General features: G+C 38.1%; 13 protein-coding genes. 6 read left to right on the top strand and 7 right to left on the bottom strand.

The annotated features are described in order from the left end of the window. Positions 1 to 14: 14 nt before the first annotated feature. The 6 genes from ALPR1_RS16310 to ALPR1_RS16285 form a co-directional block, all read right to left on the bottom strand. Complete coding sequence (locus ALPR1_RS16310) at positions 15 to 215, bottom strand: Sec-independent protein translocase subunit TatA/TatB (protein ID WP_008202345.1); 201 nt, start codon at positions 213 to 215, stop codon at positions 15 to 17. A 109-nt stretch (positions 216 to 324) separates the two neighbouring features. Beyond that, positions 325 to 1,572: a murein hydrolase activator EnvC family protein gene (locus ALPR1_RS16305; protein ID WP_008202343.1), complete on the bottom strand. Its 1,248-nt coding sequence runs from the start codon at positions 1,570 to 1,572 to the stop codon at positions 325 to 327. Positions 1,573 to 1,577: 5 nt separating this feature from the next. Then, positions 1,578 to 2,318 (bottom strand): DUF4292 domain-containing protein, encoded by a 741-nt coding sequence (locus ALPR1_RS16300; RefSeq protein ID WP_008202342.1) that lies wholly within the window; start codon positions 2,316 to 2,318, stop codon positions 1,578 to 1,580. Beyond that, positions 2,311 to 4,002, bottom strand: a complete 1,692-nt coding sequence (locus tag ALPR1_RS16295) for a tetratricopeptide repeat protein (RefSeq protein ID WP_237701575.1) — start codon at positions 4,000 to 4,002, stop codon at positions 2,311 to 2,313. Before ALPR1_RS16295 ends, ALPR1_RS16300 begins: the two co-directional genes overlap by 8 nt. A 200-nt stretch (positions 4,003 to 4,202) precedes the next feature. Then, on the bottom strand, positions 4,203 to 5,708 hold the full coding sequence (locus ALPR1_RS16290; RefSeq protein ID WP_008202339.1) for a lipopolysaccharide biosynthesis protein: 1,506 nt from the start codon (positions 5,706 to 5,708) through the stop codon (positions 4,203 to 4,205). A 14-nt stretch (positions 5,709 to 5,722) separates the two neighbouring features. Beyond that, positions 5,723 to 6,508, bottom strand: a complete 786-nt coding sequence (locus tag ALPR1_RS16285) for an enoyl-CoA hydratase/isomerase family protein (RefSeq protein ID WP_008202338.1) — start codon at positions 6,506 to 6,508, stop codon at positions 5,723 to 5,725. A 215-nt stretch (positions 6,509 to 6,723) separates the two neighbouring features. On the opposite strand from ALPR1_RS16285, the gene ALPR1_RS16280 reads away from it, so the two are divergent. From ALPR1_RS16280 to ALPR1_RS16270, 3 genes are all read left to right on the top strand, one after another. Then, a complete protein-coding gene (locus tag ALPR1_RS16280; RefSeq protein WP_008202337.1) occupies positions 6,724 to 8,178 on the top strand; it encodes an NADP-dependent isocitrate dehydrogenase in 1,455 nt (484 codons plus the stop codon). A gap of 117 nt (positions 8,179 to 8,295) precedes the next feature. Then, positions 8,296 to 9,585 carry a glycosyltransferase family 4 protein gene (locus ALPR1_RS16275; RefSeq protein ID WP_008202336.1) on the top strand — a complete coding sequence of 430 codons (1,290 nt, stop codon included), beginning with the start codon at positions 8,296 to 8,298 and terminating at the stop codon, positions 9,583 to 9,585. Beyond that, positions 9,566 to 10,651 (top strand): DegT/DnrJ/EryC1/StrS family aminotransferase, encoded by a 1,086-nt coding sequence (locus ALPR1_RS16270; protein ID WP_008202335.1) that lies wholly within the window; start codon positions 9,566 to 9,568, stop codon positions 10,649 to 10,651. The genes ALPR1_RS16275 and ALPR1_RS16270 overlap by 20 nt, the downstream gene beginning before the upstream one ends. Positions 10,652 to 10,845: 194 nt before the next feature. Here the strand turns inward: ALPR1_RS16270 and ALPR1_RS16260 are convergent, their stop codons facing one another. Continuing rightward, complete coding sequence (locus ALPR1_RS16260; protein WP_008202334.1) at positions 10,846 to 11,688, bottom strand: VOC family protein; 843 nt, start codon at positions 11,686 to 11,688, stop codon at positions 10,846 to 10,848. Between the two features lie 155 nt (positions 11,689 to 11,843). On the opposite strand from ALPR1_RS16260, the gene ALPR1_RS16255 reads away from it, so the two are divergent. The 3 genes from ALPR1_RS16255 (at position 11,844) to ALPR1_RS16245 (ending at position 14,792) form a co-directional block, all read left to right on the top strand. Further along, complete coding sequence (locus ALPR1_RS16255) at positions 11,844 to 12,974, top strand: DUF819 family protein (protein WP_040303791.1); 1,131 nt, start codon at positions 11,844 to 11,846, stop codon at positions 12,972 to 12,974. 104 nt (positions 12,975 to 13,078) lie between these two features. Next, the gene (locus ALPR1_RS16250; protein ID WP_008202330.1) at positions 13,079 to 13,666 is read left to right on the top strand and encodes an RNA polymerase sigma factor; all 588 of its coding nucleotides are present in this window, start codon (positions 13,079 to 13,081) and stop codon (positions 13,664 to 13,666) included. Positions 13,667 to 13,778: 112 nt separating this feature from the next. Next, the gene (locus ALPR1_RS16245) at positions 13,779 to 14,792 is read left to right on the top strand and encodes a FecR family protein (RefSeq protein WP_008202328.1); all 1,014 of its coding nucleotides are present in this window, start codon (positions 13,779 to 13,781) and stop codon (positions 14,790 to 14,792) included. Positions 14,793 to 14,798: the final 6 nt, after the last annotated feature.

The raw sequence follows: 14,798 nt of genomic DNA, 5'->3' as shown, positions 1-14,798 counted from the left end.
ATTGGCTTATAAGATTACTTTTTCTTGTCGTCTTTCAGTCCCTCTTCAAGGTCGTTCTGAATATCCTTGGTAGCATCTTTAAATTCTCTGATACCACGACCAAGGCCACGAGCCAATTCAGGAATTCTTTTAGCACCAAACAATAGAAGAACGACTAATACGATCAATACGATCGAGCCACCGCCCATATTTTGAAAGAAAGCTAATGTTGTCATGATGGTGTTTGTTTAAGATAAATTAGGTTGCAAAGATATAACTGTCATCTGCTTACGCAAAGTTATTGGATGAGAGTTCTTCTTTTTTATAAATATACGATAATAATAACTACTTGGACGTAATCCAGGTCGAAGGATCCATTACTTTTAGTCCTTTCCATGTTTGGAAATGTACCTCCGCTTGTCCATCTTCTCCTGTAGCTACCCTGCCAATTACGTCTTTTGCACTTACAGTTTGACCTGATTTTACAGAGATGGTTTTTAGCTTACTATACATGGTATAATACTCACCGTGTTTGATAATCACAGTTCCACCAAAACCAGGCATAGTGGTGATTTTAGATACTGTCCCATCAAATACTGTTCGGACCTCTGAGTCGGGTTGTGTACGGATATCCACCCCGTCACTATCCATCGTGATACCTTTGAGGGTAGGGTGGGGGTAAGTACCAAATCCTTGCGCTATGAAACCAGTTTCTACCGGCCAAGGAAGTCTTCCTTTATTTCCTGCAAATGAACTTGATAAAGCAGCCGCTTCTGGGGTTAGAGGCATACTACTTCCAGCACTTTTTTTCGTGGTGCTATTCGACTTTTTAGCTGCAGCCTCTGCCAAGCGGATTTCTTCTTCAATCACCTGCTTGATCATTCTATTTAACTGATCTTGTTGTTTTTTAGTTGCAGCAATTTGCTTTTGTATGTCTTTTTCTTTTTTGGAAAGGGTATTAACTATTCCCTGTTGTTCTTTTCTCGCCTGTTCCAAGGCAAGTTTCTCTTTTCTTTCTTCTTCTAGAATATCTTCTTTTTCTTGCTTTTTGGCATCTAAAGCTATCTGTTCCTCTGCCAGCTGTATGCTCACTTTCTCTATCTGCTCGGCTTGTTGTTTCCGGTTGTCAGTATACTGCTTGAGGTATTTCAATCGCATATACAATTGATTGAAGTTGCCTGAACTGAAAACGAACGAAACGATAGATAGCCCTCTGTTGAGTTTAGAAGCATTATAAATCATTCGAGAATATTCAGCCTTCAAATCAATCAGTTCTTTTTTGTATTTCTCGATTTTATCCTCGGTTTCCTTAATCTCTTGATCAAGTAATTTCACTTCTCGAGCCAAAGTGTTGACCAACCGTGACTGGGTTTGAACTTTTCTTGTTACTGCATTTAGCTGTCCAATCGAGTTTTTCTTGATCTCGGTAGTTTGCTTCAGAATCTTATCAAACTCTCTGAGGCGCTCTTGAACTTCTGCTTTTTCTCGCTCCAGCTGTTCTCTGGTTTTTTTTGTCTGAGCCTGTAATTCAGTGCCTAGACAGAAGAAAACTGTCAACAATAGAGAATAAATAACCAGACTTTTTCTATTCATAAAAATCAAAATCTGAATGGAAAATTAAGTGGTTCAACTTGAGGTTCGATCGAGTTCCAAGTAAGATTGATGATCGTATTTTGAGTGCTTCCCTGAACTTGATAGGCGAGTTTATATAGTACCTCTAATGGATAGGGTTTGGTATTGACGTCTTGGAAATTTGCAAAGCTAGCAAGTAAAGAACCTCTATCATCTAAAGAGTTGCTGACAAGCTCAGACACCTTTCTGCTATTTATATCTATTTTGCTGAAGTATCTTACCTTATTTCTTATTTGAGTGAGCTCGTAATCCTTTCTTACTTTAACAAGTCGATCACTGTAGTCAAATGGAATAGGAGGGTTTGCCCAAAGTAAGTTTTGAAAAAGGTCTAAAGAAAGTTTTAATCCGTATAGAGATTCAAACTCCGTGAAAGTCATATTGACATCCTCTTTACCTATTCGATCTTTGATCTGAATTTTTTCTTGTGTTATTAGGCCTCTAACTGCTTCCATCCCCATTCCTGGACTCACGGTAAACCAAAGAATGCTATCCTTTTTGGCCCTTAAATTCATGCTCCCTCTCGTAGTTTTACCAGATTCTTCTTCTATAATGATTTTGGCTTTGGCTGATAAATAGTCATAATCACTGTAAATAGGTGAAAATTCCTCCATACTTCCATCCCCTTTGTAGAGGATATTCTTTTTGGAACAGCCGGTAAAAAGTCCTATTGCCAACAGAATATAGCATCCTGCAAAAAGCTTATTCATGGTATTTGCCTTCTTTTATTTTTTGAGGGAGTTTTTCAGAAGCTTCTGGGCTTTTTTCAGCTTTTTTCCAATAGCTGATTGCTTCTGATTTTTGCCCCAAATGGTATAAAATATCTCCATAATGTTCCAGCATGACACCGCTTGGTTCTAATTCATGCTCCATAGCAAGATCCATGTATTTTTTTGCACCTTGATAATCGCCAGTCTGAAACAATACCCAGGCATATGTATCAAGGAAAGTGCCATTATTTGGAAATCTTCTGACAACTTTTTCTGACATCTTCTTAGCCTTCTCCAAGTCTTTCTTTTCTAACGACAAAAAGTAAGCGTAATTATTCAAGACTTGTTCATCATTGGGATTCAGCTCCACAGCTTTATCAAAGTATTTAAAGGATTTATCTGTTTCCTTCAAATTGTAAAAAGCATTTCCTAAAGCTCCGTATGTAGCTTGATCCAAACCTAAATTTTTACCAGCATTGAGTTCTACCGCTTTTTCCAAAGAAATAACAGCTGAAGAATCTTTCTTTTGGGCATTTTTAATGACTCCGTCATAAAACCAAAACTCTGGTTTTTCCGGAAATTCATCTACTGCCATAATTGTAAATTTCTCCAATTCGTTGAAATCTGCATTCTCTCCAAATGAATTGGTGATTACCTGCTCTAGTAATTCTTGATTTTTGGGGTTGATCACCAAAGATTTTTTATAGAGCTCTATTCCTTCATCCTTTTGCCCTTCTTTCAATCTTCTCTTTCCTATGGCTTCAAAAACACTGGCTTCTTGCGGGTGATTTTGAATCATAAGGCGCTCTAACTTATCCAATAAACTATCGCGCTCTGAAGTTTGCATTTCATCGACGATAGAACTAAAGGATTTTGAAGCAATCTCTGGATTTAAATCGGGACTGGAAAAAGCTGTAATGATGGAATTTTCAGATTCATTTCTTTGTCCTTTTTCTTTGTGCAAAGTATAGGCAGCCATGTGTAATTCAGGCTGATTTGGAAATTTTTCGATTTCTCCCAAAACCAAATCCAAAGCTTGGTCAATACGGTTGTTGTTATATAGGATTTCAACAAGGCTTAATACATAGTCTGGATTTCCAGATTTTGCATCAATCAGTCGCTCTCCTTCTTCAATTGCTTTTTCTAAATTGTTTTTGCCCAGGTATATACGTTGCTTCTGTCGGGTGATTGGCTCCATGATTCCGAAATACGATTCCGCACGGTCCAGTACGATGAGTGCCTTATCATACTCCCCAGCATTCAAGTAAATGGAAGCTAAGTCAAGGTTGTATTGCTGATTGTTTTCCCCGTCTGCAGTAAGCTTTTCGAGAATTGCAGCTGCTTTTAATGGTTGATTGAGATTGGTGTTGATTTCTGCCACCATCAAAGCGTAGTATTTATTTTCTATATCCAGGTTAGCTGCTTTTTCCGCATAGGGAAGAGCTTTTTCCGGTTTGTTCCCACGCAAAAGCACTTCTGCGATTTTGTAGCTGATCGCAGGTTCTTCGGGAGAAAATTCAAGTGCTTTCTGCAGGTAGAAGTAGGATTTGTCCAGTTCACCCAGGACAAGATATTTTTCCCCCTCGATATAATATCGGGTGGTTTTAGCTTCTGTTTCCTGAGCCTTACGCTCTTTTCTGGAAAGTTTTTTTTGCGCAAAGCTGGAAGTTCCGGCAAATAGCACAAGGATCGATATAAGGAGAAATCTATTGAAAATCACTGCAATGGTTGAATTCGGAATCAAGTCACAAACATAATGCCTTTTAAGTAAATTGACATTTATTTAGGCAAAGCTTCATAGCTAAAGTCAGGAATGTCAAGTGTCTGCATTTCCTTACTAACACGATACTTTCAAAATTAATCCCAAATTCGGTAGAAATTGCTTTACAAACTTGATTTGGGTTTGAGATAGGTTTTAATTCTGTCTTTTTCCAAAGCTAAAACCACCAAAATATAAATTAGAATAAGGCTGTTTTTGGCTAAAAAATTAATAAACGGTTGAGGTAATTTTAAGAAAAAGGCTAAGTAACTGACTGCAAATGCCAAAAACATATAAAAGACTCCTCTCCCTGTTTGATAAGGGATAGGGTAATACTTTTGGCCGTAAAGGTAGCAGATCAAAGCCATCAAGAAATAACAGGTAAATGTTGCTAGTGCTGCCCCTAGATAACCCCAAATAGGAACTAGTATCCAGATGACCAACAAGGTTACAATCGCTCCAGTCAAGGTGATCCAAAAACTATAATTTGTCTTATCTGTGATTTTAAACCAGATGGATAAATTGAAATATACTCCCAAAAGCAAGTATCCCATAAGTAGCATAGGAACTATAAATAATCCTTCCTCATAGCCAGGCTTCCTTAAGAAAAGGGGACCTATCCAATTGAGATTGGCAGAAATGGCGATCATCAAAAGGGTACAGAAAATAATAAAAGCATGCATCACCGTAGCATACAATTGAGGCGAGTTTTTATCATTAGACTGCTTGAAGAAAAAGGGTTCAGCGGCATATTTAAATGCCTGAATCACCAAATTCATTAAGATGGCCAACTTGAAATTAGCTCCAAAAACTCCTGCTGCTTCCCTGCTATTAAAACCCGGGTAAAAATTATCTGGAAGTATGTACTCAAATAAAAGTCTTGATATTAGCTCGTTCGTGACTCCGGCAAGGCCCATAAACAAAAGTGGAATTGAATATTTCCACATGGGTCGAATGATTTCTCCATCCAATTGAAATTTGAACATGCCCGCTTTCCACCATACAAAAGGTACGATTAGCCCATTTGCAAATAGGTTTGCTAATAAAATGTATTCAACCCCCCATTCAATTTTGTACCCAAGAAAATCTGCAGGAATTGTGTCAAGGCCTATTAAATAAGGAAAGCCAATAATCAGCAGTAGGTTGAAACCCACATTAAGTAAGATGTTTAAGATCTTGGCACCTGCAAAAACCAAGGCTTTATTCTCTAATCGAAGTTTGGCAAATGGAATCGCTAAAACAGCGTCAAAGGTCAAGAGCAGTGCTGTCCAGCGAAATAGATAGGCCTGACCTGGGTAATCCATCCATTCAGCTAAATAGGGGGCGCCTAAATATAGCCCTGTTCCCAAAAGCAAAGAACTGGTCAATAATAGTGACTGGGTGGTATTAAATACTTTGGCGGGATCTAAGTTTTTACCAGTGGAAAAACGGAAGAAAGTGGTTTCCATTCCATAGGTAAAAATGATATTTAAAAACCCTATGAGTGCGTATATTGATGTATAGGAGCCTACTTCCTCTTTACTCAAGTAGGCAGTATAGACCATGATCAATAAAAAATTGATGGACCTACCTAAAATACTGCTAAGTCCATAAACTGCTGTTTGCCCAGCAAGTTTTTTGAGATTACTCATGGGGTATGAAAGACTTATTCTCCTTTGAAATCAGGCTTTCTTTTTTCCAAAAATGCAGAAGTACCCTCTTTATAGTCTCCTGATTTAACGCACCTTGCAAAACTATTGGCCTCTGTTTGAAATCCATTTTCGTCAGATAGATATACAGAGTTTACACAATCTATAATCATACCAATTGCCAATGGGGCTTTGCTCATAATTTTTTTGACGATCTCTTCCGCTTTGGCAAGTGCGTCACTTTTTGTTGGCAGAACGTAATTAACCAGACCTAAATCTTTTGCTTCATTGGCATCGATCAAGTCCCCTGTCATCATCATTTCATTTGCTTTCCCTCTACCGACAAGAATGGTCAATCTTTGAGTACCACCATATCCTGGGATAATTCCAAGGTTTACTTCCGGCTGTCCAAATTTTGCATTAGCAGTGGCAATTCTAATGTGACAAGCCATGGCCAGTTCACAACCGCCTCCTAATGTGAAACCATTGGTTACAGCAATAACAGGTTTGTGAAGATTCTCAATCATGGCAAAGATTTCTTGACCATTTTCGGCGAATTTACGAGCATTTACCTCATTTAATTCTGCGATCTCACTGATATCAGCCCCAGCCACAAATGCTCTTTCACCTGAACCGGTGATGATGACTGCTTTGATGGACTTGCTATCAGCGACTTCCTCAAATATTGCTTTCAGTTCCTCTAGAGTTTCAAAATTCAATGCGTTCATTTTTTCTTCCCTGCTAACGGTTAGATATAGAACGCCTTCTTTTACCTCTGTCAGAATATTATTGAATTCAGCCATAAAAAACGTAGGTGAGTTTAAAACAAATATACGAGCAGGGTACTCAATCCCAAATTTTAAGACTTAGAAAAATCCATCTAGATTTTTCTTCACGTCATTAAATAATGTTTATTTTTAAGAGAATTATTGAAATTCTTTGCGCCCAAAATTCCCTTCTGCCATTTTTATTTACTTTTGTGGCAAGATCAATTATAACTAAATCCACTACAGATATTATGTCTTCAAAAAGAAAAATCACAGTGGCTTATGGTGACGGGATAGGTCCTGAAATCATGAAAGCAACTTTGTCAATCCTTGAGGCTGCAGGAGCTCAACTAGAGTATGATGTCATCGAGATCGGTGAGCAGGTATACCTTAAAGGAATAAGTTCCGGAATGGAGCCTAGCGCTTTTGAGTCTCTAAAAGAAACAAAGGTGTTTTTGAAGGCACCGATAACCACCCCTCAGGGAGGTGGATTCAAGTCTTTGAATGTGACTACACGTACTACATTTGGTCTTTATGCTAATGTGAGACCTTGTAAAGCATTCTCTCCTTTTATTCAAACGCATTTTCCTAAGACGGACTTGGTGATCATTCGTGAAAATGAAGAGGATCTATATGCTGGTATTGAACATAGACAAACGCAGGAAGTTTGTCAGTCATTAAAATTGATCTCAAAGCCCGGTTCAGAAAAAATCATTCGTTATGCTTTTGAGTATGCTAAAAAATATGGCCGAAAGAAAGTGACCTGTATGACCAAGGATAATATCATGAAGATAGCCGACGGTCTATTTCATAAGACTTTTGATGAGGTAGCTAAGGAATATCCTGATATTCAAACTGAACATAAAATCATTGACATCGGTACTGCTTTGATTGCAGATAGACCAGAAATGTTTGATGTGATTGTTACTCTAAACTTATACGGTGATATTATTTCTGACGTAGCTGCTCAAGTAACTGGCTCTGTTGGATTGGGAGGATCAGCTAACGTAGGGGAAGAAGTAGCCATGTTTGAAGCAATTCATGGATCTGCTCCAGATATCACAGGTATGGGAATTGCCAATCCTTCAGGACTTCTGAATGGAGCAATTATGATGCTCGTGCATATTGGACAGCCAGAAGTTGCCGAGAAAGTAGCAAATGCATGGATGAAAACTTTGGAAGATGGAATCCATACAGGAGATATCTACCAAGAAGAGCTTTCATCAAAGAAAGTAGGTACTGAAGAGTTTGCTCAAGCGGTTATCGATAGAATCGGACAGAAGCCTGAAAAAATGACGCCTGCTTCTTATGATAAAGAGAGCACTGAACCAATGAATATTTTTGTCAGCGAAAAGCCAAAACAGAAGAAAGAGTTAATTGGTGTGGACGTATTCCTTGATTGGGATGAGAGTGGTAGAGATCCGCAGGTTTTAGGTGAGCAGCTTAGAAAAATCAATGTGGAAGGACTTCAGCTTCAACTAATCACCAATAGAGGTATTAAAGTATTCCCAGGGGGTATGAAAGAAACCTTCTGTACTGATCATTGGAGATGTAGATTCCAAAATGCGGAAATGTCTCCAATCAGCCATGCTTTAGTGACCAAATTGATGGATGAAATTGCTGGCAACGGATTTGATTTTATCAAAACCGAAAATCTTTATTCCTTTGATGGAGTAAGAGGATATTCCCTTTCTCAAGGAGAGTAATATTTAATAAATAGAATGAATTGAAGGGAGGTAGGAAACTATCTCCCTTTTACTTTTTTAAGAAAATTAATTCTGGACTATATCTTGATAGATTGTAATAGTACCTTGTTGATTCCTATGTCTAAAAAAGTTCTGATTATCACATATTATTGGCCTCCAAGTGGAGGTTCAGGGGTCCAGCGTTGGCTGAAATTCGCAAAATACCTTCCAGGAGCGGGTTGGGAGCCCATAATTTTTACACCTGAAAATCCAGATTTTGACTTGCAGGATGAAACGCTTTTATCGGAAATTTCACCTCAATTAGAGGTGATTAAATTCCCAATATGGGAACCCTATCAATTGCTGGATAAGCTTAGAGGAAAAAAGGAAACCCATCCGGGTAGAGTGTTGGAGCAGAGCAAAAAAGGCTGGGTGGAGAAAGCCGCGATTTGGTTGCGCGCAAATTTGATGATCCCGGATCCAAGGGTGTTTTGGGTAAAACCTTCGGTCAAATTTTTAGAGGAATTAATTCAAAAAGGGCAGTTTGATGCAATTATTACCACTGGGCCTCCTCACAGCATGCATTTGATTGGGCGGGAACTAAAAAGGAAAACCGGTATATTTTGGCTTGCAGACTTTAGGGATCCTTGGTCTCAGTGGGAGTTTTTAGATAAGCTTCCTATGCAGCGGTACGTGAAGAAAAAACACCAAGAAATGGAGCAGTCAGTGCTTCAGGAAGCAAATGTAGTCACCACCATTTCTCCAACATTCCAAAAAAATTTAAAAGAGCTTTCCAATCGCTCTGTGGAATTGCTGACTAACGGGTTTGATCCAGCTGATATTCCAGAGAAATTTGACCCGGTTCCTCAAAAGTCGGGTAGATTGCATTTGGTGTATTCAGGGATAATTGACTCAATCAGAAACCCAATGAATTTACTTTTTGCAATGAAGGAAGAATTTAAACCTTTGGACGAAGATGTTTCCTTCACATTTGTTGGGAGAGTAAGTGATCAAGTCAAAAGTCAAATTGAGGAAGACTCCTGGTTAAAGAATCATGTCAACTTTGTGGGCTATGTCTCCCATGAAGAGGTTTTTGCTTATTATGAAAAGGCTGATGGATTGGTATTGATCTTAACTAATACCAAAAATGCACAAGGGAATATTCCTGGGAAGCTTTTTGAGTATCTGGCTACTAGGATTCCTGTTATTGCTTTGGGCGACCCAAAAGGAGATTCTTCAGAGATTTTGGTCCAAGCAGGTGAAAGCCCAGTGCTTTCCTATTCTGATCATGTTAAAATCCAATTGAGGCTAAGAACTATGTTTGATTCAAACAAAAAGGCAGATCAAGATACTTCTATAGATCATTTCTCCAGGAAAAACTTAAGTGTTCAACTAGCGAATTTATTGAATGGAAATCCCCTTTCTTAACCTTTCTCAAATAGCTCCTAAAATACAGGATTCTCTAAAAGCAAAGTTCACAGAGATGCTCGAGAAAGGAATGTATTCGGGAGGAACAGAAGTAGAGAAATTAGAAAAGTCCATTTCAAGCTATTTGAAGGCTTCCTTTTCTGTTTCATGCGCTAATGGGTCGGATGCACTTGAGATAGCTTTAAGAGGGTTAGGGATAGGAGCGGGAGATGAGGTGATTGTTCCAGCATTAACTTGGGTGTCTACAGCTGAGGCAGTTTCTTTAATTGGAGCACAACCTGTTTTTTGGGATACGGATGAAGATGGCTTATTAGCGGAAAATTGGCATCAAGCGATTACTGAAAAGACCAAAGCGGTGATTCCTGTTCATTTGTACGGTAAAATGCCCGCTATGGACTCACTGGTTAAAAAGGCAAAAGAACATAAGCTTTTCGTAGTGGAAGATGCTGCTCAGGCCTTCGGTGCATTTCAGTCTGGAAAAGCTGCTGGGACTTGGGGAGATGTGGGTTGTTTGAGTTTTTACCCCACCAAAAATTTGGGTGCATTAGGAGAAGCAGGGATGTGTATAACTGCAGATTCGGAGCTTGCAAATCGTCTCAGATTATTACTGAATCATGGACAGATAAAACGAGATCAACATCTGCTGGTAGGTAGAAATAGTCGGATAGATAGCATTCAAGCAGGGTTCATAAATGTGTTTTTTGAATATTGGGCTGAGATGCAAGCCATTAGAAAAAAACTAGCCTTACGATACATAGAAAGCCTGATTAGCATTGATTTATTAAGACTACCTTCTGGTGTGGATCAATTGGATTACAATGGACATTTATTCGTGATCCAAACCGAAAATAGAGATTCTCTAAAGCGTTATTTAGAAGGTCATGGGGTCAAAACCAGTATTCACTACCCGGATATATTACCTGATATGAAGCCTTTTTTGACTTCGGGCGAATTTGAGACTGCTAGAAAAATTTCCAAAAAAGGCTTGTCCCTGCCTTTAAACCCTTGGCTTAAAGAGGAAGAACAAGCCTTTATCATCGAAAAAATAAGATTGTTTTTTAAGTAGTGGTTACCATCTGTAACCGCCACCGCCATATACACCAACGTTCATTGTTGGGGTCATTCTCACACCATATGGGCCTCCGGAAAAACTCATTCCCACTCCTCCAGTCATATGCATATTGGCGCAACTATGAAGAAAAAGAGCAGTGCCTATTATAAATGCTATTATTAGTATTTTCTTAAACATGTTTTCAAAAATTAAGGGTTATATACTTGAACAGCCAAAGGAGCTCCTGTAGGATCTAAAAGCAGTGCTACCGAACCATTTCTGATTTCTGGAGCTGGTTCGATTAAAACCCTTGCTCCAGCACTTTTTGCTTTGGCAACAGTTTCATTGACATCCGAAACTCTAATGTAGGGAACCCAATGAGATCGAAGAGTAGGCGCTGGGTTTTGAAGCATTCCAGCACAGTTTTCGCCATTAAACTGAAATACTGTATACTCACCATCTCCCATTTCAGATTCTGAAGTGCTATATCCAATTGTAGAAGAATAGAAGCCAGCTGAATTGCTAGGATCATTAGACCATAATTCCTGGCCTAGAAATGTACCTACTTCTGCTGGCTTTTTTTCAGGGTCACCATTGCTCAACTTGATTAATGAAATATGGGCTCCTTGAGGGTCTTGGATAAACGAAATCATTCCCCTGTTTTCCACGTTCATTGCACTTTTCATAATTGTAGCTCCCTGACTTTTTGCGGTATTGGTAGCTGCCTCAACATCTGGGACAGAAATGGCGCCAATCCATTCACCAGTACTGTTTTTGCTGTCATAATAGGCCATTAAGCCCACAGGTGTATTGCCTTTTTTGAATATCCATACCTTCTTACTCCCTTCTCCATAAGGTACAGCATCCCAGTCGAAAACAGCCTTATAAAACTGAGAAGAAACTTCTGGGTCTGGGGAAGCTAAATCGTGCCAAACAACTCTTCCTGGAGTGTAATCAGAAGTTGATATTTCACTAGTAATAGGAGGAGAAACTCCAGGTGTGCATGAGATCGTAGCGAAAGCTAAAATCAAAAAAGTAAATAGGTGTCTCATAACAAATAAAGTTTAATGATCTTATGAAGATAAGTTTTGAAGATGATATTTCCTTGATTTGCTAACAATTAAAGAGTCTGTCCCAATCGGGAATTGTTTTTTGAAATTGCCGATCAATTTTTCAATTTGTTTGCCTATTTTTCAATATGACTTGGATGCAAGACCCCATCTACGTAAGTGGGATGTTATGTATGGCTGTATTTTTTTCGGTCATTTTAGCTAAAAACAAAATAGGCAGGACAATAGGTACTCCCATATTAGTGATTCTAATTTGTGCGCTGATCTCTAATATTGGCCTAATCCCAACAGCTACTTCTGGACATATTATTTATAATGGGGTGTTTATGTATTTGGCTCCCATGGGGATTTTTATAGCCCTTTTAGATGTGGATCTCAAAAGCGTGAAAAATGCTGGTTTCCCGATTTTATTGATGTTTGGAATAGGTGCTCTTGGGACAATTATAGGGGTTTTAATTGCTTGGTTTATAGTTAACCCGAAAGTTGAAATAGGGCCTTTGGCAAATGTGATAGCGGGAATGTACACGGGTACGTACATTGGTGGAAGTATTAATTTTAATGCCGTTGCTTTATCCTATCAAATCAATGAAAATGCAGATTTGTTTGCAGCTACTACCGTTGTAGATAATCTGATCGGTACACCTTGGATCATCATCACTCTGCTGTTACCTAAATATTTGCAAAAGATTTTGCCACAGAAAAAGATTCTTCCTCCTAATGGAGAGCTTGGGGAAATTAAAACCCATGAATCGATTTCTATTGCCTCATTGGCAACAGTTTTTGGCTTGGCATTTTTAGCAATGGCTGCAGCAAAAGCCTTAAGCTTTTACTTTCCAATTATTCCTGAAATCATAACGCTAACTACTCTCGCATTAATTCTTGCACAATTCCCAATCGTCCAAAAGATGAAAGGAACTCATACCATCGGCTTCTTTTTGATTTTGGTCTTTTTGGGAGTGATTGGGACTCTTTGTGATTTTAATACGATTGCTGGTATAGGTGATCTGGCAGGAACTTTAATATTATTTGTTGGTATTTTGATCTTGATTCATGGTTTAGTGATTTATGGATTGGGAGCTATTTTAAAAATTGATTGGGATATAGTCTCCGTAGCATCTTTGGCGAATGTAGGAGGTAACACAACTGCTCTGGCAGCGGCTGAAAGCCTGAATAGACCAGATCTATTGATACCAGGAATCCTGGTAGGGAGTCTGGGGAATGCTTTAGGAACATATGCTGGATTTTTGGTGGTTGGGATGCTGGGATAAATTAATTCAGAATATGTTGAGATAAATAAAAAGTTTATGTTTTTTGATCTAATTCAAAATTATATTTAAATTATTGGCTATTTTACAAGGTATTTGTTTTGTAAATGGGCGATAGCATAAATTTTATTACTTCAAGATCTCAAAAGGCTTTAAAAGATAGCCATGCAGATGACAAGACTCTTTGGAGGAGTCTGGCAAAAGGAAATAATTTGGCTTTTTCCAGTTTGTATAATAGGTATGCAAATTTACTTTTTAATTATGGGATGAATATTTGCTACGACAGGGAAGTAGTCAAAGACTGTATTCAGGAACTATTTACTTGGCTTTGGACAAAGAGAAATTCCTTAACGGATGTGAACTCGGTCAAATATTATCTTTTCAAATCTTTTCGGAATATTTTAGTCAAATCAATAAATAAAAGTAGGAAATTTACCGATGAGCCTACTGATACTTTTTTAGGAAGTGATTTGACAATAGAAGAAAAAATCATTGAATCGGATGAATCCTACTCCAATAAATCCAAAATAAAATCAGCATTGAGAAAGGTTTCGAAAAGGCAAAGGGAAATTTTAATACTTCGCTTTTTCCATGGAATGGATTATACTGAAATTTCTTCTATGATGGGGATAAGTGTTGCCTCAGCGCATAATCTTCTTTCAAAATCATTGAAGTTGATGAAGGTGAAAATCTGATTTTTCTCTAAAGTTTCCTTTTTATTTAATGCTTTTTGAAAAAAAAGTGAAAAATATTGATGAGGAATTGAATCCTTAAGACTCTTATATCTGAAATCTAAATTCAGATCATGTGAGTTACAGTCATCCCGATTACGATAAATTTACTTTAGAGGACTTTACGTTTGATACTTTTTTCAAAGAATGGGTGCTTTATCCTACTCCAGAACATGACGAGTTCTGGATGCAATGGATGAAATCAAATCCTTCTAAAATTGAGCTTTTGGATGAGGCAAAAGAAATAGTACTTGTCCTAAATCAATCAAAAGTGGAAATGTCTCCCCATGAACTAAAAGCAGTTTGGGGGCAAATTCAGGAAAATGTCCAATTGCCAAAAAAGACTTTTGAATCTCAAATGACAAGGAAATTCCCATGGCGAATTGCTGCCGGGATTTTGGCATTTTTTGTTTTGACACTTTCTGTTTTCTGGATGATTTCTCTTCCTAAAAAGGTTGAATTTGCGACTAGCTATGGAGAAAAGTTAGAAATCAATCTTCCAGATAGCTCCAGGGTCATATTAAACTCCAATTCGAAACTTAGTTTTTACGATAACTGGGAAAAGCAAACCTCCCGTGAAATCATGATTGAGGGTGAAGCTTTTTTTAGTGTAGTGCATAAAGTCGATCACCAGCCTTTTAGGGTGATAAGCTCCAAAGGGGTGGAAATCGAGGTGCTTGGAACCGAATTTAATGTTTATAACCGTTCTGAAGAAACAGAGGTGATTCTCAACTCTGGATTAGTCACTTTGAGTTTTCCAGTCCAAGATAAGGAAGGTAAAATCGTCATGGAACCTGGCGATTTAGTGAAATTCAAAGACAATAAATTTAAAAAGGAACGAGTAGACACCTCTTTATATACATCCTGGAAAGACGATGTTCTAAATCTTGATCAAACAAGCCTAGCCGAAATAGTGAGAATGGCGAAAGAAAATTATGGCGTAATGATCGAGGTTCAAAATGAAGAAGCATTAAACCTAACAGCTTCTGGCTCCATGCCTCTATCTGATGCAGATTCATTTTTAAATCAGATCGCATTGATTTTCAATGTTGAATTAACGAAAGAAAGTAACAAGTACTTGATTAAATAACCCAAA

Origin of the sequence: Algoriphagus machipongonensis (assembly GCF_000166275.1) — a bacterium.
Taxonomy (GTDB): Bacteria; Bacteroidota; Bacteroidia; order Cytophagales; family Cyclobacteriaceae; genus Algoriphagus; species Algoriphagus machipongonensis.
Note: the sequence above shows the minus strand (reverse complement) of the source record. Positions and strands in the feature narration are given on the sequence as shown.